This window comes from Bradyrhizobium arachidis, from assembly GCF_015291705.1.
GTDB classification, from domain to species: Bacteria; Pseudomonadota; Alphaproteobacteria; order Rhizobiales; family Xanthobacteraceae; genus Bradyrhizobium; species Bradyrhizobium arachidis.
The window spans coordinates 606,837-629,683 of record NZ_CP030050.1; the positions used below are offsets into that span (position 1 = coordinate 606,837).

20 protein-coding genes are annotated in these 22,847 nt (G+C 65.2%); 8 read left to right on the plus strand and 12 right to left on the minus strand.

What is annotated here, in order from left to right; all coding sequences use genetic code 11:
* Positions 1 to 5 precede the first annotated feature (5 nt).
* Together WN72_RS02845 and WN72_RS02850 are read right to left on the minus strand one after the other, a co-directional pair.
* Positions 6 to 881, minus strand: a complete 876-nt coding sequence (locus WN72_RS02845) for a branched-chain amino acid ABC transporter permease (protein WP_027563479.1) — start codon at positions 879 to 881, stop codon at positions 6 to 8.
* Between the two features lie 99 nt (positions 882 to 980).
* On the minus strand, positions 981 to 2,315 hold the full coding sequence (locus tag WN72_RS02850) for a substrate-binding protein (RefSeq protein WP_092218502.1): 1,335 nt from the start codon (positions 2,313 to 2,315) through the stop codon (positions 981 to 983).
* 252 nt (positions 2,316 to 2,567) lie between these two features.
* Between WN72_RS02850 and WN72_RS02855 the strand changes: the two genes are divergently transcribed.
* Both WN72_RS02855 and WN72_RS02860 read left to right on the plus strand, forming a co-directional pair.
* Positions 2,568 to 3,185, plus strand: coding sequence for a hypothetical protein (locus WN72_RS02855; protein ID WP_027563477.1), 618 nt, complete (start codon positions 2,568 to 2,570; stop codon positions 3,183 to 3,185).
* 122 nt (positions 3,186 to 3,307) lie between these two features.
* Positions 3,308 to 3,790 (plus strand): MarR family winged helix-turn-helix transcriptional regulator, encoded by a 483-nt coding sequence (locus WN72_RS02860; RefSeq protein WP_027563476.1) that lies wholly within the window; start codon positions 3,308 to 3,310, stop codon positions 3,788 to 3,790.
* A gap of 8 nt (positions 3,791 to 3,798) precedes the next feature.
* Here the strand turns inward: WN72_RS02860 and prfA are convergent, their stop codons facing one another.
* The 3 genes from prfA to WN72_RS02875 all read right to left on the minus strand — a co-directional run bounded on the left by prfA (position 3,799) and on the right by WN72_RS02875 (position 8,819).
* A complete protein-coding gene (prfA, locus tag WN72_RS02865; protein WP_027563475.1) occupies positions 3,799 to 4,884 on the minus strand; it encodes a peptide chain release factor 1 in 1,086 nt (361 codons plus the stop codon).
* 57 nt (positions 4,885 to 4,941) lie between these two features.
* On the minus strand, positions 4,942 to 7,209 hold the full coding sequence (ptsP, locus tag WN72_RS02870; protein WP_027563474.1) for a phosphoenolpyruvate--protein phosphotransferase: 2,268 nt from the start codon (positions 7,207 to 7,209) through the stop codon (positions 4,942 to 4,944).
* Positions 7,210 to 7,562: 353 nt separating this feature from the next.
* Positions 7,563 to 8,819 carry an aspartate kinase gene (locus tag WN72_RS02875; RefSeq protein WP_027563473.1) on the minus strand — a complete coding sequence of 419 codons (1,257 nt, stop codon included), beginning with the start codon at positions 8,817 to 8,819 and terminating at the stop codon, positions 7,563 to 7,565.
* Between the two features lie 150 nt (positions 8,820 to 8,969).
* On the opposite strand from WN72_RS02875, the gene WN72_RS02880 reads away from it, so the two are divergent.
* The 3 genes from WN72_RS02880 (at position 8,970) to WN72_RS02890 (ending at position 11,399) form a co-directional block, all read left to right on the plus strand.
* Positions 8,970 to 9,437: a PH domain-containing protein gene (locus WN72_RS02880; RefSeq protein ID WP_027563472.1), complete on the plus strand. Its 468-nt coding sequence runs from the start codon at positions 8,970 to 8,972 to the stop codon at positions 9,435 to 9,437.
* 14 nt (positions 9,438 to 9,451) lie between these two features.
* Entirely contained in the window at positions 9,452 to 10,225 is a 774-nt protein-coding gene (ubiG, locus tag WN72_RS02885) for a bifunctional 2-polyprenyl-6-hydroxyphenol methylase/3-demethylubiquinol 3-O-methyltransferase UbiG (RefSeq protein ID WP_167381064.1), read from the plus strand.
* Between the two features lie 274 nt (positions 10,226 to 10,499).
* Complete coding sequence (locus WN72_RS02890; protein WP_092218503.1) at positions 10,500 to 11,399, plus strand: EamA family transporter; 900 nt, start codon at positions 10,500 to 10,502, stop codon at positions 11,397 to 11,399.
* Between the two features lie 115 nt (positions 11,400 to 11,514).
* Here the strand turns inward: WN72_RS02890 and WN72_RS02895 are convergent, their stop codons facing one another.
* Genes WN72_RS02895 through WN72_RS02910 form a run of 4 tightly spaced genes read right to left on the minus strand, consistent with a single transcriptional unit; the run spans position 11,515 to position 13,989 of the window.
* A complete protein-coding gene (locus WN72_RS02895) occupies positions 11,515 to 11,997 on the minus strand; it encodes a DUF1178 family protein (protein WP_092218504.1) in 483 nt (160 codons plus the stop codon).
* Entirely contained in the window at positions 11,994 to 12,872 is an 879-nt protein-coding gene (locus WN72_RS02900) for a carbon-nitrogen hydrolase family protein (RefSeq protein ID WP_027563468.1), read from the minus strand. The genes WN72_RS02895 and WN72_RS02900 overlap by 4 nt, the downstream gene beginning before the upstream one ends.
* Complete coding sequence (grxC, locus tag WN72_RS02905) at positions 12,869 to 13,144, minus strand: glutaredoxin 3 (RefSeq protein WP_027563467.1); 276 nt, start codon at positions 13,142 to 13,144, stop codon at positions 12,869 to 12,871. The genes WN72_RS02900 and grxC overlap by 4 nt, the downstream gene beginning before the upstream one ends.
* A 35-nt stretch (positions 13,145 to 13,179) precedes the next feature.
* Positions 13,180 to 13,989 carry a ComF family protein gene (locus WN72_RS02910; protein WP_092218505.1) on the minus strand — a complete coding sequence of 270 codons (810 nt, stop codon included), beginning with the start codon at positions 13,987 to 13,989 and terminating at the stop codon, positions 13,180 to 13,182.
* A 200-nt stretch (positions 13,990 to 14,189) separates the two neighbouring features.
* Here WN72_RS02910 and WN72_RS02915 point away from each other — a divergent pair, with 200 nt between their 5' ends.
* Complete coding sequence (locus tag WN72_RS02915) at positions 14,190 to 15,059, plus strand: methyltransferase domain-containing protein (protein ID WP_194483035.1); 870 nt, start codon at positions 14,190 to 14,192, stop codon at positions 15,057 to 15,059.
* 121 nt (positions 15,060 to 15,180) lie between these two features.
* Here WN72_RS02915 and WN72_RS02920 read toward each other — a convergent pair whose 3' ends face one another.
* Positions 15,181 to 15,591, minus strand: a complete 411-nt coding sequence (locus WN72_RS02920; RefSeq protein WP_092218507.1) for a (deoxy)nucleoside triphosphate pyrophosphohydrolase — start codon at positions 15,589 to 15,591, stop codon at positions 15,181 to 15,183.
* Between the two features lie 139 nt (positions 15,592 to 15,730).
* Between WN72_RS02920 and WN72_RS02925 the strand changes: the two genes are divergently transcribed.
* Positions 15,731 to 17,089 (plus strand): TadE/TadG family type IV pilus assembly protein, encoded by a 1,359-nt coding sequence (locus WN72_RS02925; RefSeq protein ID WP_027563463.1) that lies wholly within the window; start codon positions 15,731 to 15,733, stop codon positions 17,087 to 17,089.
* A 156-nt stretch (positions 17,090 to 17,245) separates the two neighbouring features.
* Here the strand turns inward: WN72_RS02925 and argJ are convergent, their stop codons facing one another.
* Entirely contained in the window at positions 17,246 to 18,487 is a 1,242-nt protein-coding gene (gene argJ / locus WN72_RS02930) for a bifunctional glutamate N-acetyltransferase/amino-acid acetyltransferase ArgJ (RefSeq protein WP_092218509.1), read from the minus strand.
* A gap of 101 nt (positions 18,488 to 18,588) precedes the next feature.
* A complete protein-coding gene (locus WN72_RS02935; protein ID WP_027563461.1) occupies positions 18,589 to 19,521 on the minus strand; it encodes a peptidylprolyl isomerase in 933 nt (310 codons plus the stop codon).
* Positions 19,522 to 19,874: 353 nt separating this feature from the next.
* Here WN72_RS02935 and secA point away from each other — a divergent pair, with 353 nt between their 5' ends.
* A complete protein-coding gene (secA, locus tag WN72_RS02940; RefSeq protein WP_027563460.1) occupies positions 19,875 to 22,715 on the plus strand; it encodes a preprotein translocase subunit SecA in 2,841 nt (946 codons plus the stop codon).
* Positions 22,716 to 22,847: the final 132 nt, after the last annotated feature.

Consider the following 22,847-nt stretch of genomic DNA (forward strand, 5'->3'; position numbering starts at 1 on the left):
ATCGCTTACTCGCGGCCCTGGACGCCGAGCAGGCCATGCGGTCGCACCACGAGCACGAGCGTCATTGCCGCAAACAGCATCACATAGGCATAGCCGGGGTTGAACATGGAGGTGACGCTGATGATCTCGCCGGCGATCAGGCCGCCGAGGATCGCGCCGGGGAACGAGCCGACGCCGCCGATCACCACCACCACGAAGGTCTGGACCAGGATGTCGTCGCCAATGCCGGGGGTCAGCGACACCACCGGCGCGTTGACGATGCCGGCAAAGCCGGCGGCCATCGCGCCGATGCCGAACACCACCATGAAGACGCGGTAGACGTTGATGCCGAGCGAATCGACCATCACCGAATCCTCGATGCCGGCGCGCACGATCATGCCGAGCCGGGTCCGGTACAGCACGAGGAACAGCGCGCCGAGCGCGATCGCGACGATGCCGACCACGGCGAGGCGGTAGGTCGGATAGAACATGAAGCCGAGATTGGTGATGCCCTGGAACAGCGCCGGCGGTGGCACGATCTGCGACTGGCTTGAGAAGATCAGGCGCACGAGCTCGACGAAGCAGATGCCGAGCCCGAAAGTCACCAGCAATTGGTCCTCGTGCGGGCGGTGATAGAAGTGGCGGATGATGACGCGTTCCATCACGACGCCGAGCAGCATCACGAACAGCGAGCCCGCGATGACGGCGAGGACAAAGGATTCCGTGTACTGGTAGGTGACGAAGCCGGCATAGCCGCCGATCATGAACATCGCGCCATGCGCGAGGTTGAGCACGCCGAGCGTGCCGTAGATGATGGTCAGGCCGGAGCTGATCAGCGCCAGCAGCGCGCCGAGCGCGAGCCCGTTGAAGAGCTGCGAAACGAGATTGGGCCAACTAATCATGCAATGATCGCCGTTGAGACGCGAGAGCAGCGCGCGTCAAAAAAGGTGACGCCGCAAGACCAGAGTGCGTCCCGCGGCGTCACAGGGGTTAGTCCGGCTTCAAGTGTAGTCGCCGGGATGGCAGCCGAACGCGTCCGGCTTCTGCATCAGGCCTTCGCCCGGGACGATCTCGACCACGTCGTACCAGTCTTCCTTGCTCTTCATGTCCTTCTGCTGCTTGCCTTTGACGATGATCACCGGGCGGACGCACTGGTGATCCTCGGGGCGGTAATGCACGTCGCCGACCAGCGAGGGCAGCGTCTCGCCCTTCTCATAGGCCTTGATCACGTCGGGCGGATTGAAGCTGCCGGCTTCCTCGCACATGCGGGCCCAGTGCGCGAAGCTGACATAGGCGTTCTCCGCGCCCCATTCCGGCTTGTAGCCGTACTTCTTCTCGAAGGCCTCGTTGAACATCTTGGCCAGCGGGAACTTGTCCTCGATCGTCCACCAATAGTCGGTGGCGGCGTAGACGCCCTGCATCAGGCCGCCGGTCTCGCGCGCGATGAAGGGCACCTGGTAGGGCACCACCAGCTTCATCTTGTCGAGCACGCCGAACTGTTTTGCCTGCTGGGTCGACAGCACCGCGTCGTGGCCCCAGTTGACGTTGATGAGGACGTCGGCGCCGGAGTTCGCGACGTTCAGCAGATAGGAGGAATAGTCGGGCGCGCCGAGCGGGGCGACCTGGTTGGTCACGGTGGTCCAGCCGGCGGTGGCGAGGAAGTCCTGCATCGATTTGGTGACGGTGTGGCCGTAGGTGTAGTCGGGCGTGAGATAGGCCGCCTTCTTGCCCTTGCCGAACTCCTTCACCATCACCGGTCCGATTGCCGCGGCCGCGGTCTGGCCGAAGAAGTTCTGACGGAAACCATAGCGGACGCAGTCCTTGCCGGTGGTGTCGTTCGAGCCGGAGATGCCGCACACGAACAGCACGTGCTCGCGCTGGGCGAGCTTGTTGAGCGCGACCGCCACCGCACTCGACGTGCCGCCGGTGATCATGATCGCCTTGTTCTCGCTGATGAAGCGCTGCTGCGCCTGCACCGCCTCGTTGGGCTTGGCCGCGGAATCGGCGACGCCGAACTTGAGCTCCTTGCCGAGCACGCCCTTGCTGGTCTTCGGCGAGATCTTCTTGATCAGATCGTGGCCGCTGTTGATGTGCTCGATCGCGAGCTGATAGCCCTTGAGCTCGTCCTCGCCCTGCACGGCATAGGTGCCGGTGCGCGGCACCGAGATGCCGATGAAGGCGGTGGAACCCGACACGCCAGCCGGATAGGAACCGATCGCCGGCTTGTCCTCGGCGAAGGCCGGCAGCGCCGGCAGCATCGAGCCGCCGATCAGGCCTGCGGTCGTCTGCAGCAGGCCGCGGCGCGAGAGGCCACGGCGGATGAGTTTGTCAGTCATGATCGTTTCCTCCGAACATCGTTCTTGGTTGCAGGCCAAACACGACCTGTCCGGCGGCAACCGGCCTCGCTTGGCCTGCCCCCGCCGGGCACGTCACATCCGCGTGTAGTTCTTGGCCGTAAGCATTGCTTGTGAACACCTTCTGTCAATTTCGCCTTTGGTCGAACGACGAAAATTATGTCGTGAAAACATATCGGATCACGATATATATTAGTCTTTGTGAGTACGAGGCGAGCGGGTTCGGCGAGCGAAATGGCGCGGCAGACGACAGTGGCGGGTGTCCGGAAGCAACGATCCTGGTCGCAGGAGGCGGAGCGGCAGGAGGCTGCGTGGCCAAGCGGAGAGGCAGGCGACCAGCGCGCGGCGCCGCAGTCCGGCGATGCCTCCCGCCTGCCCGAGCCGCGCAACCGGCCCGCCGGCGAGCGAGGTCCGGCCGTCGGCTCCGTTCAGGCCAAGCGTGCGCCGGCGCCGATGAAGCGACTGAGCGTGCGCGCCCAGAACGTCCTCAAGGAGCTCGCGGTCGAGCTCACCGGCGAGCAGCCGCCGAAAGGAAACTGGTCGCCCTCGCGCGAGCTGCTGCGCGCGCTGACGGCCGAGCGCCTCGCGACCGCGCGCAATTGCGGGCCTCACACCGTGCGGGAGATCGTCGACTGGGCGCAGGGCTGTGGCGTGACCATCAAACCCGTGATCCGGTCCGGCGGCTCGTTGTCGGAGATGTGGGCGGAGCTGATCACCAATGCGTCGACGGGCGCCCTGACCAGTGCGGAGATCGTCAGCGCGCTCCAGCGCTCGATCCGGCGCAAGAGCGTCCGCATCCCGATCGCGTTTCAGGTCATCCTGGTCAAGATCCTGCTGTCCAGCTTCGAATAGGCGGCTGCAAGCGCCGATATTTGTGCATCTCCGCTGCCCGCCGGTTGTACGGCGGCCGCTGCTTGCTACTTTTGGTTAAGCTGCCCGCATTGCCGGGCGGCAAGGCGCGGAGGCGGCACGGCATGGTTCAGGCGAAGAAGGCGCAACGCTCCACGGCGGCGATGCCTGCACGGTCTTCAAGCAACCGGACCATGCGCGACTCCGACTACGCGGCGCTGGCGCAATTCCGCTATCAGATCCGGAGCTTTCTGGCGTTCAGCGAGGCGGCGGCAGCACAGCAGGGATTGACCCCCACGCAGCACCAGGCGCTGCTCGGCATCAAGGGCTTTGTCCGTCCAGGCCCCGCAACAGTCGGTGACGTCGCGCGGTTCCTGCTGATCCGGCATCACTCCGCTGTCGAGCTGATCAACCGCCTCGCGAAGCTCGGGCTGGTCAGCCGCGTCGCCGACCCGGAAGACGCCAGGCGAGTTCATCTCAAGTTGACGAAGAAGGGCGAGCAGAAGCTCCAGGCACTCTCGCGGAAGAATCTCGAGGAGCTTCGCCGCGCCGCCAGCCCGGCGTTGAATCGACTCTTGAAGTCTTTCCGGGCGCCCAGCGACGCTTAAACGCGAGCTCAGGCCGCAGCGCCTTGCGCCGCGAGCTGCGCGGCCTGATGCTCGGTGGTCAGCGCGTCGATCAATTCGCCCAGCGCTTCACCCGCGATCACCTGCGGCAGCTTGTAGAGCGTCAGGTTGATGCGGTGGTCGGTGACGCGACCTTGCGGGAAATTGTAGGTGCGGATGCGCTCGGAGCGATCGCCGGAGCCGACCTTCTCCTTGCGCTCGGCCGAGCGCGCCGCATCGACGCGCTGGCGTTCGGCGTCGTAGATGCGCGAGCGCAGGATGTTCATGGCCGAGGCGCGATTCTTGTGCTGCGAGCGCGAGTCCTGCATCATCACCACGATGCCGGTCGGGATGTGGGTGATGCGGATCGCCGATTCCGTCTTGTTGACGTGCTGGCCGCCCGCGCCCTGCGCGCGCATGGTCTCGATGCGCAGGTCGTCGTTCTTGATGTCGACGTCGACGTCCTCGACCTCCGGCAGCACCGCGACGGTGGCGGCGGAGGTATGGATGCGCCCCTGCGTTTCGGTGTCGGGCACGCGCTGCACCCGGTGCACGCCGGATTCGAATTTGAGCTTGGAGAACGCGCCGCGGCCCTGCACCTCCGCGATGATTTCCTTGTAGCCGCCGACGGTGCCTTCGCTCGCCGAGATCACCTCGACCTTCCAGCCCTGCAAGCTGGCGAAGCGCTCGTACATGCGGAACAGGTCGCCGGCGAACAGCGAGGCCTCGTCGCCACCGGTGCCGGCGCGGATTTCCAGCATCACGTTGCGGTCGTCCATGGCGTCCTTGGGCAAGAGCGCGACGCGGATCTTCTGGACCAGCTCCTCGATCCTCGGCGTCAGCTCGTCGCGCTCGCTCTCCGCCATGCTGCGCATCTCGGCATCGGTCGCGGGATCGGCGATCAGTGCCTCGGTGTCGGCGAGCTCCTTGACCGCAGAACGATAGGCCTTCACCGCCTCGATCAGCGGGGTGATCTCGGCGAGCTCGCGGGTGATCTGCACATAGCGCTCGGAGGCGAGCTGGCCCAGCGATTCAGCCTCGAGCGAAGCATGATGCGCGAGCAGGACGTCCAGTTTGGCTTCGGGGAGTGACGACATCGGTTCAGTCTCAAAGTGCGGAAAGCGGCGCGGCGGCGGGAAGGGGCGGCAGGCCCGCTACAACGCCAAGCCTTCGGCCTCGGCAAATTCCGTCAGCTTCTGCCGGATCGAGATGCTGCCGGAGGGCGCATCCAGTAGCGGATTGAGCATCGCTTCGGCCTTTTTCGCGTCGAGGTCGATCACCATCGCCTTGACCGGGCCGAGCGCGGTCGCCGACAGCGACAACGAGCGATAGCCCATCGCGATCAGCGCCAATGCGCCGATCGGCTTGGAGGCCATCTCGCCGCAGAGCGACAGCGACTTCTTCGCCGCGTTCGACTTGCGCGCGATCTCGCGCAGCACGCGCAGGATCGGCGCCGACATGGTGTCGAAGCGCTCGGACACCTTGGCATTGCCGCGGTCGACCGCGAACAGGAACTGGAACAGGTCGTTAGAGCCGACCGAGATGAAGTCCACCTTCTTCAGGAGCTCGTCGAGCTGGTACAGCAGCGCCGGCACCTCGACCATGGTGCCGATGTCGATCCTTTCAGGCAGCGTGTGGCCATGCTGGCGCAGGTAAGTGAGCTCGCGCTCGACCAGCGCCTTGGCGGAGTCGAATTCAGCGACCTCCGAGATCATCGGGAACATGATGCGCAGCGCACGGCCGCCGCCGGCGCGCAGCAGTGCGCGGATCTGGCCGCGGAGCAGACCGGGACGATCGAGCCCAAGCCGGATCGCGCGCCAGCCGAGCGCGGGATTCTCCTCGATCACGGCTTCCATATAGGGCAGCGCCTTGTCGCCGCCGATGTCGAGGGTGCGGAAGGTGACGGGTTTGGTGCCGGCCGCATCCAGCACGGTGCGATACAGCGCGAGCTGGTCGCTGGTGCGCGGCAGGCTCTGGCCGACCATGAATTGCAGCTCGGTGCGGAACAGGCCGATGCCGGCGCTGCCGGTGTCCTCGATATGCGGCAGGTCGATCGCAAGACCCGCGTTGATCATCAGCTCGACCTTCTGGCCGTCCCTGGTGACGCAGGGACGATCGCGCAGCGCCAGGTACTGCGCCTGGCGGCGGGCGCGGAAGCGCACGCGCTCGGCGAAAGCCGCCTCGATCTCCTGCGACGGACGCACATAGATCGATCCCGACGTACCGTCGACGATGATGGCGTCGCCGGGATCGGCGATACCCGGCGCGTTCGGCACCTCGCCGACGGCGGGAATGCCGAGCGCGCGTGCCACGATCGAGACGTGGGAGTTGGCGGTGCCTTCCTCCAGCACGATGCCGCGCAGGCGCTTGCGGTCGTAGTCGAGCAGCGCCGCGGGGCCCATCGCGCGCGCGATGACGATGGCGTTGTCGGGCAATTGCTCGCGCGAGGGCGCGTGGTCCTGGCCGACCAGCTGCCGCATCAGGCGGTAGCCGAGATCCTCGAGATCGTGCAGCCGGTCACGCAGATACGGATCGGTCGAGCGCAGCATGCGCGCGCGGGTGTCTGACTGCACGCGCTCGACGGCGGCTTCCGCCGTGAGGCCGGTCGCGACCGCCTCGTGCAGCTTGTGCGACCAGCCCTGGTCGTTGGCGAACATGCGGTAGGCTTCCAGCACCTCGCGATGCTCGCCGCCCTCCGCGACGTCGCCGCGCTCCAGCATGCGGTCGAGATCGGCGCGCAGCTTGGCAAGCGCGGTGTCGAGCCGCTTGACCTCCTTCGGCAGGTCCTCGGCGATGTAATCCTTGATGACGACGCGCGGCTCGTGCAGCACGACATGGCCGAGCGCGATGCCTTCCGACAGGATGGCGCCGACCTTCTGCGCGGAATGGCGCGCGGCGGGCTCCATGCCCGGCGGGGCCAGTGCGGACAGCTCGCCGGAGGCGATCAGCTCCGCCAGCACCATCGCGGTGGTCTGAAGCGCCTCGAGCTCCTCCTCGACATAGTTGCGCTTGGCGCGATTCTGAACGACCAGCACGCCGAGCGTATTGCCGGCCCGCAGGATCGGCACGCCGAGGAAGGAGTGATAGATCTCTTCGCCGGTCTCGGGGCGGAACGAGAAGGCCGGATGGCTCTGCGCATCGCTCAGGTTGAGCGGGGTCGCCTCGCTGGCGACGAGGCCGACGAGGCCCTCATGGGCGCTGAGCACGGTGTGGTGCACCGCCTCGCGGTTGAGGCCTTCGGTGGCGTAGAGCTCGAGCGTGTTGTCGATGCGCAGCACATAGACCGAGCATACCTCGGCCACCATGTTGGCGGCGATCAGCACCACGATCTTGTCCAGCCGCTCCTGGGCCGAGACCTGCTCCGCCATGGTTTCGCGGAGCCGTCTCAACAAGACGCGGGGACCTCCCGACGCGCTCCGCATGAACCGTCAATCTCCTCCGTCTGCCGGGCCCGGCGGTATCGGCCGGCGGCTGGCCTAAAATTCCAGAAAAACAACCAAATTGTTTGTCCGGCGCAGGCGCAAACCTTCGCTTGCACCGAATCAGCGGCCTGAACTGGGACACAGTCTGCGGCAGCCCACCCTGTTCGCCGTATAGCGAATTGAGGCTTGTTTTGCCAAGCAAAACGCCTGCCAAACGCGAAGGTGTGTACACCTTCACGTTTGCTGCGACCGCTAAGAGAAAATTAGCCCAGGCATGGTCCGGAAAAGTGCGAAGCGGTTTTCCGGAAAGACCATGCTCAAACGACAATCTGAAGCGCGATGACGGGGGGGCTTCAGCCCTGATCGAGGCCGTAGAGCGTGTGCAGGGTGCGCACCGCAAGCTCGGTGTAAGCCGTGTCGATCAAGACCGAGAATTTGATCTCGGAGGTTGTGATGGCCCGGATGTTGATATTCCGTCCCGCGAGGGCCGAGAACGCCTGGGCGGCGACGCCGGCATGGCTGCGCATGCCGCTGCCGATCACCGAGATCTTTGCGACGTCGGTGGCTGTATCCAGCCGTGCATAACCGATCTTGTCCTTGGCGGCGGTGATCGTGTCCCTGGCGCGGGTGTAGTCGGCGGCGGGCACGGTGAAGGTGAGATCGGTGGTCTTGCCGTCCTCGGACACGTTCTGCACGATCATGTCGACGTTGATGTTGGCATCCGCCAGCGGGCCGAAGATGGAGGCGGCAACGCCCGGCTTGTCCTCGATCTGGCGCACCGAGATCTGGGCCTCGTCCTTCGAAAAGGCGATGCCGGTGACGACGTGGCTTTCCATGATCTCCTCCTCGCTGCAGATCAGCGTGCCGGGCGGCTGGTTGGCATGCGGGTCGATATCCTCGGGCTTGTCGAAGCTCGAGCGGACGAAGATCGGCATGTTGTGGACCATGCCGAGTTCCACCGAGCGGACCTGGAGCACTTTGGCGCCCTGGGAGGCCAGTTCCAGCATGTCCTCGAATGCGATCTTGTCGAGCCTTTTCGCCTTCGGCACGATTCGCGGGTCGGTGGTGTAGACGCCGTCGACGTCGGTGTAGATGTCGCAGCGGTCGGCCTTGACGGCCGCGGCAACCGCGACGGCCGAGGTGTCGGAGCCGCCGCGGCCGAGCGTGGTGATTCGATTGGTCTCGGGGTTGATACCCTGGAAGCCGGCGATGACCGCGACCTCCTTGCGCTCCTGGAAGCGCTTGATGATCTCGCGGCCGTCGATGTCCTCGATCCGGGCCGAGGCATGGGCGTCGCTGGTCTTGATCGGGATCTGCCAGCCCTGCCAGGAGCGGGCCTGGATGCCCATGCCCTGGAGTACGATGGCAAGCAGGCCGGACGTGACCTGCTCGCCCGAGGCGACCACGGCGTCGTATTCGCGCGCGTCATGCATCGGCGAGGCCTCGGTGCACCAGGCCACCAGCTCGTTGGTCTTGCCGGACATCGCCGAGACGACCACGGCCACCTCATGGCCGGCATCGACCTCACGCTTCACATGGCGTGCGACGTTGCGGATACGTTCGATGTTGGCGACGGACGTGCCGCCGAATTTCATCACGAGGCGGCTCATGACGACGCGTGCATTCCTTCATAAGGATCAGTATGGTGACCCGCGCTGGACGGATGCCAGGGGATACCGACCGCGCGTATACAGAGGGGCGGGGCCGGGGGCAAGCGGGTTCCTGTGGGGCCCAATCCGGACAATGGGTTAACCGAGGTCATGGCGCGCTATATTGACGAAATCCTGCAGCCCGGCGAGCGGGTGCTGTATTCGACCAATGCGCACTGGATCTTCTATTTTCCGGCGATCGTGGCTTGGATCGTGGCCCTAGGCCTTCTGCTTCTGTCGCGGCAGACCGCGGTCGACGGGCTCGTGATTCTCTGTCTCATCGCCGCGGGCGTGGTGGCTCTGGCGGCCCTGTTCTGGACCTTGAAGGGCTGGTTCCACCGCTTCACCACCGAGACCGACGTCACCAACCTCAGGGTTGTGCACAAGACCGGGTTCATCAAGCGCCGCACCTTTGAAATGGCGCTCGACAAGGTCGAGAGTGTCGACGTCAACCAGTCGATTCTTGGACGTATTCTCAACTACGGCGACGTGACCATCAACGGCGTCGGCGAAGGCCGCGAAACCATCCGGACCATCGCCTCGCCGCTCGCCTTCCGTAGTTCGATCACCACGCGGTAGGACCGCGCGTAACCATGAGCATGCAGCAAAACACCTCCGCCACCGCAACCGCCCAGCCGGGCTCGACCGTCGACGCCGCCGAGATCGCGAAATTCTCGAAACTCTCCGCGGAGTGGTGGGACCCCAAGGGCAAGATGGCGCCGCTGCACCGGATCAACCCGCTGCGGCTCGGCTATATCCGCGACGCCGCCTGCCGCAAGTTCGAGCGCAATGTGCGCAGCCTCAATTGTCTCGGGTCCTTGCGCGTGCTCGACATCGGCTGCGGCGCCGGCCTTTTGTGCGAGCCGCTGGCGCGTCTCGGCGCGCAAGTCATCGGCGTCGATCCGTCGGCCAGCAACATCGCCGCGGCGAAGCTGCATGCCGACAAGAGCCATCTTGCGATCGACTACCGCTGCACCACGGTCGAGGAAATCGACCCGCGCGAGCGCTTCGACATCGTGCTGGCGATGGAAGTGGTCGAGCACGTCGTCGATGTCGGCGTTTTCCTCAAGCGCTGCGCCGCAATGCTGAAGCCGAACGGGCTGATGGTGGTCTCGACGCTGAACCGGAACTGGAAGAGCTTTGCGCTCGCCATCGTCGGCGCCGAATATGTCCTGCGCTGGCTGCCGCGCGGCACCCACGAATGGAACAAGTTCGTCACCCCGGACGAACTGACCAAATACCTCCTCGACAACCGCCTCGTCATCACGGAGCAGACCGGCGTCGTCTACTCCCCCTTCGCCGACAAATGGTCGCTCTCGTCGGACATGGACGTGAACTACATGGTGGTGGCGGAAGGGATGGTGTGAGGGGGCGAGTAAGGCGCGAGCTGTATCTCCACAAATGGTGTCGTCCCTGCGAACGCAGGGACCCATACCGCGGAATCCATCGGTGGGGCGCGGTGTTGGATGCGTGGGTTGGCAGCGGTCGCCAAATTGCTCCCTGGGGTTAGGGGTCCCTGCGTTCGCAGGGACGACGACGGTATTTGTTGCGAGAGCATCGCTCCCATGACATCCCCGCGGTTGACCGCATGCGCCTCAGCTTGCAGGTTGGCCCCGCCCTTCCTGCATTAGCCACCCCCTCATGCTCACCGTCACCAGCCTCTGGATTCCCTTTACCGTCATCGCCGCGCTCGGGCAGGTCGCGCGCAATGCGATGCAGCGGTCGCTGACCAAGCCGCTCGGGACCTGGGGCGCGACCAACATCCGCTTTTTGTTCGGCTTTCCGTTCTCGCTGCTGTTCTTAAGCGTGGTGGTGGTCGCAACCGGCGATCATATCGGCATGCCGCCGACCGCGTTCTGGCCGTGGCTGCTGCTCGGGGCGCTCAGCCAGATCGTCGCAACCGGCCTGATGCTGCTCGCAATGAACGACCGCTCCTTCGTGGTGACGACGGCGTATCTCAAGACCGAGGCGATCCAGACCGCGATCTTCGGCTTCGTCTTCCTCGGCGATCACCTGACCTGGCTGAAGGTGCTGGCGATCCTGATCGCGACAATCGGCGTCGTCATCACCGCGCTGCGGCCCGGCGGCGAGAAGAGCTTTGCCGAGCTGAAGCCGACCATCACCGGCCTCGTCGCGGCCGCCGCGTTCGCACTCTCCGCAGTCGGCTTCCGTGGCGCCATCATCACCGTGCCGAACGTGTCGTTCGTGACGGCCTCGTCCTTCACCCTGGTGCTTGGCCTGTTCGTGCAGACGCTGGTGCTGACGATCTATCTGCTCTGGCGTGCGCCGGACGTGTTGCGGGGCATCCTCGGGATGTGGCGGCCGTCGATGCTGGCGGGCTTCACGGGCGCCTTCGCCTCGCAGTTCTGGTTCCTGGCCTTCGCGCTGACGGCCGCCGCCAATGTCCGCACCCTCGCGCTGATCGAGGTGCTGTTCGCGCAAGGCGTCGCCTACTACTCGTTCAAGCAGCCGATCGCGCCGCGCGAGATTTTTGGAATTGTGCTGATCGTGGCGGGCGTCGCGCTGCTGGTGGGGGCCTGACTTCTCAGCCGCCGTCATGCCCGGGGCTTGTCCCGGGCATCCACGTTCTTCGTGCTGTAGGAAAGAAAGACGTGGATGGCCGGGTCAAGCCCGGCCATGACGAAGAAGGGACGCCTCAGTTCCTGTCTTCCGGTAGGGTCGGCAGCGGCGAGACCTCGATACCTTCGTCGATCAGCGACTTCGCCTCTTCCGGTGAGGCCTCGCCGTAGATCGGACGGTGCTCCTTGTCGCCGTAATGCATCGCGCGGGCTTCGTTGGCGAAGCGCTCGCCGACATTGTCGGCGTTCTTGACGATGTGGTCGCGCAGCTCCTTCAGCTTGGTGCGCAGCTCGCGCTCCTGCGCCATCAGCAGCGAGGTCGGCCCTGACGGCGCAGCCTCGGGCGTGGTCGCAGCCGCAGGCTCCGGCGGCGGCGTCGCGCGGCCGCGCCCCTTCTTGCCGACGATGCGCGGGGCCATGATCGCCTTGGCGACCTTGGCCGAGCCGCAGATCGGGCAGGTCACGAGCTTTCGCTTCACCTGCGAATCGTAGGCGGACGAACTCTGGAACCAGCTTTCGAAGTCGTGGCCGCGGTCGCAGTGCAGTGCGTAGCGGATCATGCTGATCCCCGCACGAGGTGCAGGTGATCCGGCCCCGCCTTGGGATCGGCGACGCCAAAGCGGCGGCCGTGTTGGAGCGAGGGGATCGCGCGGCGGGCGGTCTCGACCTTCGCCGGGTCGATCTTCGCCATGATGATGCCGGGCTCGACATCGCCCTCGGCGAGGATCTCGCCCCAGGGATCGATGATCAGCGAATGACCATAGGTCTCGCGCTTGTTCTCATGCAGGCCGGCCTGGGCGGCGGCAAAGATGAAGCAGCCGGTCTCGATCGCGCGCGAGCGCAGCAGCACGTGCCAATGAGCTTCCCCGGTCTTGCGGGTGAAGGCCGACGGCACCGTGATGAAATAGGCGCCGCTCTCGGCCAGCGCGCGGTAAAGCGCGGGGAAGCGCACGTCGTAGCAGATCGTCAAGCCGACGCGGCCCCAGGGCAGGTCGGAGATCACGGCGGTCTCGCCCGGCTGGTAATTGGCGGATTCGCGATAGCTCTCGCCGTCCGGCAGCTCGATGTCGAACATGTGGATCTTGTCGTAGCTCGCGAGCACGTTGCCCTCGGGCCCGATCAGGAAGGAGCGGTTGACCGCCTTGTCAGGCGAGAAGCGTAGCGCCAGCGAGCCGACATGGATGTGGATCTTCAGCTCAGCTGCGAGCGCGCGGTAGGCCTTGAGCGAGGCGTCATCCTCCTCGCTCTGCAGATGCTCGAACAGCGCCTTGCGGTTCAGCTGCATCATGTTGCTGACTTCGGGCGTCTGCACGTAATCGGCGCCATTGGCCGCCGCCTGCCGGATCAGCCTGGTGGCCTGTTCGAGGCTCGGGCCGGGCATCAGGCCGGTGCGCATCTGCACCATCGCGGCGGTGAAGGTCCTGTTGTCGCTCATGAGACGGCCTTCACGCTTTCGAGCAGACCGTCGAGCTTGCCCTCGCGATCGAGCGCATAAAGCTCGTCGCAGCCGCCGACATGGGTTCCGCCGATCCAGATTTGCGGGAAGGTCGAGCCCTCGCCGGCGCGGTCGTACATCTCCTGACGCCAGGACGGGTTCTTGGCGACGTCGAACTCCGCGAAGGTCGCCTTCTTCCGGGTCAGAAGGGACCTCGCGGCGGAACAATAGCCGCAACCCGGCCTCGTGTAGATCTCGACAGCAGCGGTCATCTCGTCCAGCGCTTTCATGTCATGAATTCATTGAATTATATGGGACGGGGGCCGCTCTCGACAACCCGGGCAAAGACCAGCACGTCGACCTGGGCCGCTTTGGCGCGGAGCAGGGCCCGCGCGCAGGCGTCCAGCGTCGCACCCGTGGTCAGGACGTCGTCGATCAGGATGATGCGGCGGCCCTGAATCTCGGCCTGATGGTCGCGGGATACCTGGAATGCGCCCTGCACATTGGTGGCGCGCTGGGCTCGCGACAGCCCGATCTGCTGCTCGGTGGCGCGCACCCGGCGCAGCACCTCAGCCCTTACTTTCACCCCGCTCTGCCGCTCGATGATGCGCGCCAGCGCCCCGGACTGGTTGTAGCGGCGGCGCCAGGCCCGCCGCCAATGCAGGGGCACCGGCACCAGCATGTCGGCGCCGGCCAGCAGCTCGCCGCCCGCGCGCGCCATCCAGCGGCCCATGGCCGGCGCCAGATCAGTGCGGTCCTGGTATTTCAGCGCATGCACCAGCGTGCGGGCGACGTCGTCATAGCGCACGGCGGCTCGCGCCCGCTGGTACGCCGGCGGGCTCGCGATCGCCTCCATCGACAGCATGTCGGGGCCGGGATCATAGACGAAGGGAATGCCGAGCCGCGGACAATAGGGCCGCTCGATGAACGACAGCTTGGCCCAGCACGAAGCGCAAACGCCTTCGCCATCGACCGGTTCGCGGCAGGAGACGCACAGCGTTGGCAGCGCGATGTCGAGCGCAAGCCGGGCCGCCCGCGCCAGCACGTGGCGGCTGGCGGTCCATGCGGCACGCAGTGGTGCGGCGATGGAACGGGCAGGGGCACTTTCGGCTTCCATGAGGGAAGGCTAGCGCCGAGCGATATTCGGCTCAAGCGGCGGAATTCGGTCTCGTGCCCCGGACGCAGCGCATCGCGCAGTGGTGCGCTGCTGAGCCGGGGCCCAGGAGCTGTGTGCGCAGAAGCATGGGTCCCGGTTCTGCGGAGCGTCACTTCGTGCCGCACCGCGTCCGGGACACGAGAGCGATTGCAATGCCCAGCATGATCGGCGTAACCAGCGGCATGGCCCAGACCCCGCAAATCCCGCCCGCCTTGTTCGATCGCGCCTTGCTGCATGCACGGCAACGGCGCGCGCAGGCGCAGGGCGGGGTCACATTCCTGCTCGATCGTGTTGCCGAGGATATGTCCGACCGGTTGGCCGCGGTGATGCGGGAGTTTCATGCGCCGGTCGATCTCTGGACACCCGGGGAGGGACTCGCGGGGCTGCGGGCGCGGCTTCCTTCCATCGAGCGGATCGCGCTCGATGCGGCGGGCGCAGAGAAATTGCCCTTCGCGCCGGAAAGTCTCGATCTCGTCGTCTCTGCACTGGCGCTGCAATTCGTCAACGATCTGCCGGGCGTGCTGGCGCAAATCCGCCGCGCGCTGAAGCCGGACGGGTTGCTGCTCGCCGCGATGATCGGCGGCGACAGCCTGACCGAGCTGCGCCAAGCCTTTGCCGCGGCGGAAGCCGAATGCGAGGGCGGTGTCTCCCCGCGCGTGGCGCCGTTCGCTGATCTTCGCGACATCGGCGCGCTGTTGCAGCGGGCCGGCTTTGCGCTGCCGGTGACCGATGTCGACCGCGTCGTGGTGCGCTATGGCAATGCGTTCGCGCTGATGCAGGACCTGCGCCGCATGGGCGCGGCCAATGTGCTGATCGAGCGCCGCCGCGCGCCGAGCCGTCGCGCCACGCTGCTGCGGATGGCCGAAATCTACGCCGAGCGCTTCGCCGATGCCGACGGCCGCATTCGCGCGACATTCGACATCATCTGGCTGTCCGGCTGGGCCCCGCATGCGAGCCAGCAGCAGCCGCTCAAGCCGGGATCGGCGAAAGCGAGTCTGGCGGAGGCGGTGAAGAAGGCGGGGGAGACGTAAGCTCTCTCCTTCGTCATGGCCGGGCTTGACCCGGCCATCCACGCCTTTCAACTCGACACAAAGATCGTGGATGCCCGGGACAAGCCGGGCATGACGCCGAGCAAGTGGCTCGCACTTCAACTCACATCAGCAAATCGATCAAATGCGGGATCAGCGGAATGTCCGCGGGCGGCATCGGGTAGTCGCGCAGTCTGTTGGCGCGGACCCAGGCGAGGTTCTGGCCTTCGCGTGCGGTGACCAGCCCTTCCCAGCGCCGGCAGATGTAGAGCGGCATGAGGAGGTGAAACGTCTCGTAGCCGTAGCTCGCAAACGTCAGCGGGGCCAGGCACGGTTCGGCGACGGTGATGCCGAGCTCCTCATGGAGCTCGCGGATCAGGCTCTGCTCCGGCCGTTCGCCGGGCTCGAGCTTGCCGCCGGGGAATTCCCAGAGGCCCGCCAGCGCCTTGCCCTCGGGACGCTGTGCGATCAGCACGCGCTTGTCCGTGTCGACCAGCGCGCAGGCCACCACCAGTGTCAGTTTGAGATCGGCCATGCCAAAAATATTGCTCGTTGAAGATGATCCGTAACGGTTCGTTAACTGCGTCGCGGCCGCATTTCCGGGAACCCCATAAGTCATATTTAATCGTCGGTTCCTAGGGTGGGAACTCCTAAAACCACTCTGGACCCGAGCTATGCGCGCTGCGTTTCCCACTCTCTTATGCCATTTCGTCCGCGACCGGCGTGGCAACATCGCGGTGATCTTCGCGCTGGCCTGCGTTCCCCTGATCACGGTGGTCGGCTGCGCGGTCGATTACTCGCGCGCGACGCAGATCCGGTCCAAGCTTCAGGCTGCGGCCGATGCCGCCAGCGTCGGCTCGATCGCCAAGGCCTCGCCGGCGTTTGCCGCCGCGGGCACGATGACCTCGGATGGCTCGATCGCGGTGGGCGTCACCGACGCGCAGAACATCTTCAATGCCAACGTTGCCAATCTGACCGGCTATACGCCCGGCACCGTCACGCCGACCGTGGTCAAGAGCGGCTCGACCGTCACCTCGACTGTCACGTTCAGCGCCACCGTCAACACCATGTTCCTCGGTGTGATCGGCAAGACCTCGCTGGCCCTCACCGGCACGTCGACCTCGACGGCCACCATGCCGCTCTATGTCGACTTCTACCTCCTGCTGGACAATTCGCCCTCGATGGGCGTGGCGGCGACGCCGGCGGACATCACGAATATGCAGGCAAGGACAGGTGGATGCGCATTCGCGTGTCACGACACCACCAAGGCGGCCGGCACAAGCAACTACGACATTGCCAAAGCAAATGGCATCACGACCCGAATCGACGTGGTGCGCCAGGCGAGCGCGAACTTGATGGACACAGCCAGGAACACGCAGACTTACACGAACCAGTTCAGAATGGCGATCTACGATTTCGGCGGTGCGTCAGCGACGATCGGATTGAGAAATCTGTTTTCGCTCTCGTCGAGCCTGACATCCGCCAAGACCGCGGCGGGAGGCATCGACCTGATGGCGGTGGCCGGTCAGAATGACGCGTATACTGCCGACAAGGATACGCCCTTCACCACCATTTTTCCTGCGATCAATAACGAAATCGCCTCGCCGGGACCCGGCACATCCGCCTCACCGCTGAAATATCTGTTCCTTGTATCGGATGGCGTCGCCGACGAGACCAACTCGGGCAAGACGATGTGTAGCGTCTCATCCGCTGCGTATCCACTTTACACCCCAACAAACCGCTGTCAGTCGCCGATCAATCCGGCGCTCTGCAAGACTCTCAAGGACCGGGGTATCAAGATCGCGGTGCTGTACACAACATATCAACCCCCGACCGACAGTTGGTACAGCACATGGATCGCCCCCTTCAACGCCGGGACGTGGGGGCCGTCTCCGAACAGCAAGATCGCGCAGAACATGCAGGCCTGCGCCTCGCCGGGCCTCTATTTCGAGGTGAGCCCGACCCAAGGCATCTCGGATGCGATGAACGCGCTGTTCAAGAAGGCCGTCGCCGACGCGCGGATTTCGGGGTGAGACTTGTTCACCTCTCCCCGCTTGCGGGGAGAGGTCGGAATTCGCGCGTAGCGCGGATTCCGGGTGAGGGGGTACAGGTCCCTCGACGATCTCACGTGTGGAGAGAGGCCCCTCACCCCAACCCTCTCCGCGTAAGCACGGGGAGAGGGAGAAGACTCAAGACCTGTAATCCCCGTTGATCGCCACATACTCCTTCGTGAGATCGCAGGTCATGACGCGGTCGCGGCCCTTGCCGAGGCCGAGCGAGACCTTGATCGCGATCTCCGGCGCCTTCATCGCTTCCGACACCTGGGCCTCGTCATAGTCGGGATCGCGTGCGCCGCTCTTGGCGACGCGGATGCCGTTGAAAGAGATCGAGAGCTTGTCGCGGTCGGCGGGCTCGCCGGCCTTGCCGACTGCCATCACCACGCGGCCCCAATTGGCGTCCTCGCCGGCGATCGCGGTCTTGACCAGCGGCGAGTTGGCGATCGACATCGCGATCTTGCGCGCGGACGCCTTGGTCTTGGCGCCTTCGACGGTGATCTCGACCAGCTTGCGCGCGCCTTCGCCGTCGCGGGCGACCTGTTCGGACAGGTTGGCGAGGATCTGGTTGAACGCCTTGACGAACGCCCTCAGGCGCGGATCGCTGGCGCGGCTGATCTTTGGCGCGCCGTGCGCGGCGGCAGCGCCGGTGGCGAACGCCAGCAGCGTGTCTGAGGTCGAGGTGTCGCCGTCGATCGTCACGGCGTTGAACGTGTCCTCGACACCGGCCTTGAGCAGCGCCTGGAGCGCGGTCGGCGCGATCGGCGCATCGGTGAAGATAAAGGACAGCATCGTCGCCATGTCGGGCGCGATCATGCCGGCGCCCTTGGCCATGCCGTTGATGGTGACCTTGGCCTTGCCGAGCTTGACGGTCGCGGTCGCGACCTTGGGGAAGGTGTCGGTGGTCATGATCGCCTTGGCCGCGGCGAGGTAGTCGCCGGGCTCGGCGGTCTCGGCCAGGCGTCCCAGCACGCCGTCGAACTTGGTCGCGTCGAGCGGCTCGCCGATCACGCCGGTCGAGGCCAGGAAGATCTCACCCTCGCTGCACCCGACCGCCTTGGCCGCGATCTTGGCGGTCAGCGCGGTGGAGGCGCGGCCGGTCTTGCCGGTGAAGGCGTTGGCATTGCCGGAATTGACGACCAGCGCGCGGGCCTTGCCGCCCTTGAGTTTGGCGCGGCACCATTCCACCGGCGCCGACGGGCACTTCGACTTGGTGAAGACGCCCGCGACCGCGGTGCCCTTGTCCATCACCGCCAGCAGCACGTCGGTGCGGTTCTTGTAGCGGATGCCGGCCTCGGCCGTCGCGAGACGGACCCCCGCGATCACGGGCATGTCGGGAACGTTCTTCGGGGCGAGCGGGGAGACGGTTGAGGACATCGGGGCGCCTTGGTGAGGTCTGGATATGCAGATGCCCGGCACGAGGCCGGGCATCACGAAGGCTTAGATACTCTTCACGTCACCGAAGTGACAGCGAATTCTTACTTCTTGGCGGGCGGAGCCATCTTGCTGTCGGAGGGCTTCGCCGCGTCGGCCGGCTTGGCGTCCGGCTTGGCATCCTTGGAGGCGTCGGCCTGGTCCATCCGCTCGACCTTGGCCTCAGCGCGCAGCTTGGCGACGTAATCGGCCTGAGCCTTGCGGGTGACGTAGTTCTCGATCTGGGCCTTGACCTGCTCGAAGTCCGGCGCCTTGCGGTTACGCTTTTCCTCGACCTTGATGATGTGCCAGCCGAACTGCGACTTGACGGGGTCGGAGATCTTGCCCGGCTCCAGCGCGAATGCCACGGCCGAGAATTCCGGCACCATCTGCTCCTTGGTGAAGAAGCCGAGGTCGCCGCCGTCGGCGGAGCCCGGATCCTTGGACTTCTTCTTGGCGAGCTCGGCGAAATCGGCGCCCTTGTCGAGCTCGGCCTTCACCGCCTTGGCCTCGTCCTCGGTCTCGACCAGGATGTGGCGGGCGCGCACCTCCTGCTCTCCGGTGATCTGCTTGGAGGCCTCCTCATAAACCTTCTTCATGGCGTCCGGGGTGGTTGCGGCCTTGCCCTCGCCCGCGAGCAGGCTGTCCATCAGCAGGCGGTTGCGGGCGAACGCCAGGCGCTTCTTGAACTCCTCGCTGTCCGCGATCTTCTTGTCCTCGGCGGCCTTGGAGACGATCTTCATGTCGATCAGGAACGAAAGGACGTTTTCGTCCTTGGTTGCTGGGTCCATCTGCGCGAGGCTCGGTCCGAGTTCCTCCTCGGCCATGGCGACGTCGCTCTTCTTGATCTCGGCGCCATTGACCTTCGCCAGCACCGGATCGTCGGCGGCCCGGAGCGGGCCTGCGAACGCCAGGGTCAGCGCCAGAGCGAGGCTGCCAGCCAGGGCGGAAGCAAGGCGGAAACGCTGGCCGGTGGTTACCGGGAACGAGGTGGTCATGGAAAATCCTTTTGTTGAAGCAGGGGGCTGCTCGAGCGGGGCGGACACTCGCCCAATTCAGGGGGCCTTTGCAACGCGAAAAGTCTGTCAATTTGATGAATTAGCCGCAATGCGGCCGCCGTTGACAAGGCTCGGACCCGGCCATATCTCTGCCCGGTCGCGTCCATGGCGATGGCGTTTATTTTGCTGCGTTTTTGGCCGTTGAACCCTGACTTGCCCAATTCCCACCCATATGGCGGACGACCCCCGCAGTCCGGGCTCTGGCGCCATCAGGCGTCACGGTGAGTTGATAGGCAGGCGGGTGACAACCTTTTGGCTGCCACGCGGTTAAATCGCGAACACAGGAACTGGTCATGATCGGCGCGCTCGCCCGCAAGTTTTTCGGCTCCTCCAACGATAGGCGGGTGAAGGGATACCAGTCCCGCGTCAACGCGATCAACGCGCTGGAGCCCGAAGTCTCGAAGCTTTCCGACGAGGCCCTCAAGGCCCGCACCGCCGAGTTCAAGAAGCAGCTCGCCGAGGGCAAGACGCTCGACGACCTCCTGGTCCCCGCCTTCGCCACCGTGCGCGAGGCGGCCAAGCGCACGCTCGGCCAGCGCCATTTCGACGTCCAGCTGATCGGCGGCATGGTGCTGCACGAGGGCGACATCGCCGAGATGAAGACCGGCGAAGGCAAGACGCTGGTGGCAACGCTCGCGGTCTACCTCAACGCGCTCGCCGGCAAGGGCGTCCACGTCGTCACCGTCAACGACTACCTCGCCCGCCGCGACTCCGGCTGGATGGGCCAGATCTACGGCTTCCTCGGCCTGACCACCGGCGTGATCGTGCACGGCCTCGACGATGCCGAGCGCAAGGCGGCCTATGCCTGCGACATCACCTACGGCACCAACAACGAGTACGGCTTCGACTATCTGCGCGACAACATGAAGTACCGGCTCGAGGACATGGTCCAGCGGCCGCACTTCTTCGCCATCGTCGACGAGGTCGACTCCATCCTGATCGACGAAGCGCGCACGCCGCTGATCATCTCCGGCCCGCTCGACGACCGCTCCGATTTCTACAACACCATCGACGGCTTCCTGCCCCGGCTCGACAAGACCGACTATGAGGTCGACGAGAAGCAGCGCACGGTGACGCTGACCGAAGCCGGCATGGAGAAGATCGAGACGCTGCTGCGCGATGCCGGCCAGCTCAAGGGCGAGTCGCTCTACGACGTCGAGAACGTCTCCGTCGTGCACCACATCAACCAGGCGCTGCGTGCCCACACGCTGTTCACCCGCGACAAGGACTACATCGTCCGCGACAACGAGGTCGTCATCATCGACGAGTTCACCGGCCGCATGATGCCGGGTCGCCGCTATTCGGAAGGCCTGCACCAGGCGCTGGAGGCGAAGGAGCACGTCCAGGTCCAGCCCGAGAACCAGACGCTGGCCTCGATCACGTTCCAGAACTACTTCCGCATGTACGAGAAGCTGGCCGGCATGACCGGCACGGCCGCGACCGAAGCGGACGAATTGTTCGACATCTACAAGCTCGAGGTCGTGGAGATCCCGACCAATCTGTCGATCGCGCGCCTCGACGAGGACGACGAGGTCTACCGCACGCAGAAGGAAAAGTACCAGGCGATCCTTGCCGAGATCGAGCGGGCGAACTCGCGGCTTCAGCCGGTGCTGGTTGGTACCGCCTCGATCGAGAAGTCGGAAGTGCTCGCCGAATTCCTGAAGCAGAACGGCTACAAGCAGATCGACTTCGGCAAGGAGCACGCGCTCGACAAGCTCTATGCCGCCGCCCGCGCCGGCAAGCAGGCAAAGCTGTTCGCGGTGCTGAACGCGCGCTTCCACGAGCAGGAAGCCTACATCGTCGCGGAAGCCGGCGTGCCCGGCGCGATCACGATCGCGACCAACATGGCCGGCCGCGGTACCGACATCAAGCTCGGCGGCTCGCTCGAGATGCGCCTCCAGCAGGAGACTGCCGGGATCACCGATGAGGCCGAGAAGGCCAAGAAGATCGAGCAGATCAAGGCCGACATCGAGCACTTCCGCGACATCGTGCTGAAGGCCGAGGAGACCGTCGAGCTCGAGCCGGCGAAGGGTTCAAAGCCCGCCAAGACCGTGAAGAAGCCGGGCGGCCTCTACATCATCGGCTCCGAACGCCATGAATCCCGCCGCATCGACAACCAGCTGCGCGGCCGTTCCGGCCGTCAGGGCGATCCCGGCCGCTCGAAGTTCTTCCTGTCGCTGGAAGACGATCTGATGCGCATCTTCGGCTCGGACCGTCTCGACAGCATGCTGCAGCGTCTCGGCCTGCAGGAGGGCGAGGCGATCATCCATCCCTGGATCAACAAGGCGCTGGAGAAGGCGCAGCAGAAGGTCGAGGCGCGCAACTTCGACATCCGCAAGAACCTGCTCAAGTTCGACAACGTCCAGAACGACCAGCGCAAGGTGATCTTCGACCAGCGCGTCGACCTGATGAAGGACGAGAGCGTCGCCGAGACCGTCACCGACATGCGTCACGCCTTCATCGACGACCTCGTCGCCAAGCACGTGCCCGAGCATGCCTATGCCGAGCAGTGGGACGTCGCCGGCCTGAAGGAAGAATTGAAGCGCGTGCTCGATCTCGACCTGCCGGTCGACGACTGGGCCAAGGAAGAAGGCATCGCCGACGAGGAGCTGCTGACCCGCATCGAGACCAAGGCCGACGAGCACATGGCCGCCAAGGTCGCGCAATGGGGCCCCGACGTGATGCGTTACGTCGAGAAGACCATCCTCTTGCAGACCCTCGACCATCTCTGGCGCGAGCATCTGATCATGCTCGACCATCTGCGCCAGGTCATCGGCCTGCGCGGCTACGGCCAGCGCGATCCGTTGCAGGAGTACAAGACCGAGGCCTTCAATCTCTTCCAGGAGATGAGCGCGCATCTGCGCGAGGCCGTCACGGCGCAGCTGATGCGCGTCGAGATCGTCCCGCCGGAGCAGGAAGCCCCGGTGCTGCCGGCGATGGAAGCGCACAAGTTCGACCCGAACACCGGCGAAGACGAGATGGCCCTCGCCAGCGTCACCCTCGCCCCGCAGGCCACCGACGCCGCGCTCCGCGATCCCAAGAATCCGGCCAGCTGGGGCAAGGTCGGCCGCAACGAGGATTGCCCCTGCGGCAGTGGCAAGAAGTACAAGCACTGCCACGGGCGGTATGCGTAGCTGCTAGCTGCGTTATCGAGCGCGCATGAGGCGCGAAGTTCGCGCCTCAATTCCCGCTGTCGTCGCCCGGCTTGACCGGGCGACCCGGTACGCGGCGGCGTCAGCTATGTGCGATTGCGCTGCTGCACATTC

Bases quoted from the DNA above. Each gene is read 5' to 3' on its own strand.
- WN72_RS02895 (WP_092218504.1), bottom strand. From the start codon at position 11,997: ATGATCCGCTACGCACTGCACTGCGACCGCGGCCACGACTTCGAAAGC.
- WN72_RS02920 (WP_092218507.1), bottom strand. From the start codon at position 15,591: ATGGCCGATCTCAAACTGACACTGGTGGTGGCCTGCGCGCTGGTCGAC.
- WN72_RS02915 (WP_194483035.1), top strand. From the start codon at position 14,190: ATGATCGGCGTAACCAGCGGCATGGCCCAGACCCCGCAAATCCCGCCC.
- grxC (WP_027563467.1), bottom strand. From the start codon at position 13,144: ATGACCGCTGCTGTCGAGATCTACACGAGGCCGGGTTGCGGCTATTGT.
- WN72_RS02845 (WP_027563479.1), bottom strand. From the start codon at position 881: ATGATTAGTTGGCCCAATCTCGTTTCGCAGCTCTTCAACGGGCTCGCG.
- WN72_RS02875 (WP_027563473.1), bottom strand. From the start codon at position 8,819: ATGAGCCGCCTCGTGATGAAATTCGGCGGCACGTCCGTCGCCAACATC.
- WN72_RS02880 (WP_027563472.1), top strand. From the start codon at position 8,970: ATGGCGCGCTATATTGACGAAATCCTGCAGCCCGGCGAGCGGGTGCTG.
- WN72_RS02890 (WP_092218503.1), top strand. From the start codon at position 10,500: ATGCTCACCGTCACCAGCCTCTGGATTCCCTTTACCGTCATCGCCGCG.
- WN72_RS02910 (WP_092218505.1), bottom strand. From the start codon at position 13,989: ATGGAAGCCGAAAGTGCCCCTGCCCGTTCCATCGCCGCACCACTGCGT.
- WN72_RS02850 (WP_092218502.1), bottom strand. From the start codon at position 2,315: ATGACTGACAAACTCATCCGCCGTGGCCTCTCGCGCCGCGGCCTGCTG.
- WN72_RS02855 (WP_027563477.1), top strand. From the start codon at position 2,568: ATGGCGCGGCAGACGACAGTGGCGGGTGTCCGGAAGCAACGATCCTGG.
- ubiG (WP_167381064.1), top strand. From the start codon at position 9,452: ATGAGCATGCAGCAAAACACCTCCGCCACCGCAACCGCCCAGCCGGGC.
- WN72_RS02900 (WP_027563468.1), bottom strand. From the start codon at position 12,872: ATGAGCGACAACAGGACCTTCACCGCCGCGATGGTGCAGATGCGCACC.
- prfA (WP_027563475.1), bottom strand. From the start codon at position 4,884: ATGTCGTCACTCCCCGAAGCCAAACTGGACGTCCTGCTCGCGCATCAT.
- ptsP (WP_027563474.1), bottom strand. From the start codon at position 7,209: ATGCGGAGCGCGTCGGGAGGTCCCCGCGTCTTGTTGAGACGGCTCCGC.
- WN72_RS02935 (WP_027563461.1), bottom strand. From the start codon at position 19,521: ATGACCACCTCGTTCCCGGTAACCACCGGCCAGCGTTTCCGCCTTGCT.
- secA (WP_027563460.1), top strand. From the start codon at position 19,875: ATGATCGGCGCGCTCGCCCGCAAGTTTTTCGGCTCCTCCAACGATAGG.
- argJ (WP_092218509.1), bottom strand. From the start codon at position 18,487: ATGTCCTCAACCGTCTCCCCGCTCGCCCCGAAGAACGTTCCCGACATG.
- WN72_RS02925 (WP_027563463.1), top strand. From the start codon at position 15,731: ATGCGCGCTGCGTTTCCCACTCTCTTATGCCATTTCGTCCGCGACCGG.
- WN72_RS02860 (WP_027563476.1), top strand. From the start codon at position 3,308: ATGGTTCAGGCGAAGAAGGCGCAACGCTCCACGGCGGCGATGCCTGCA.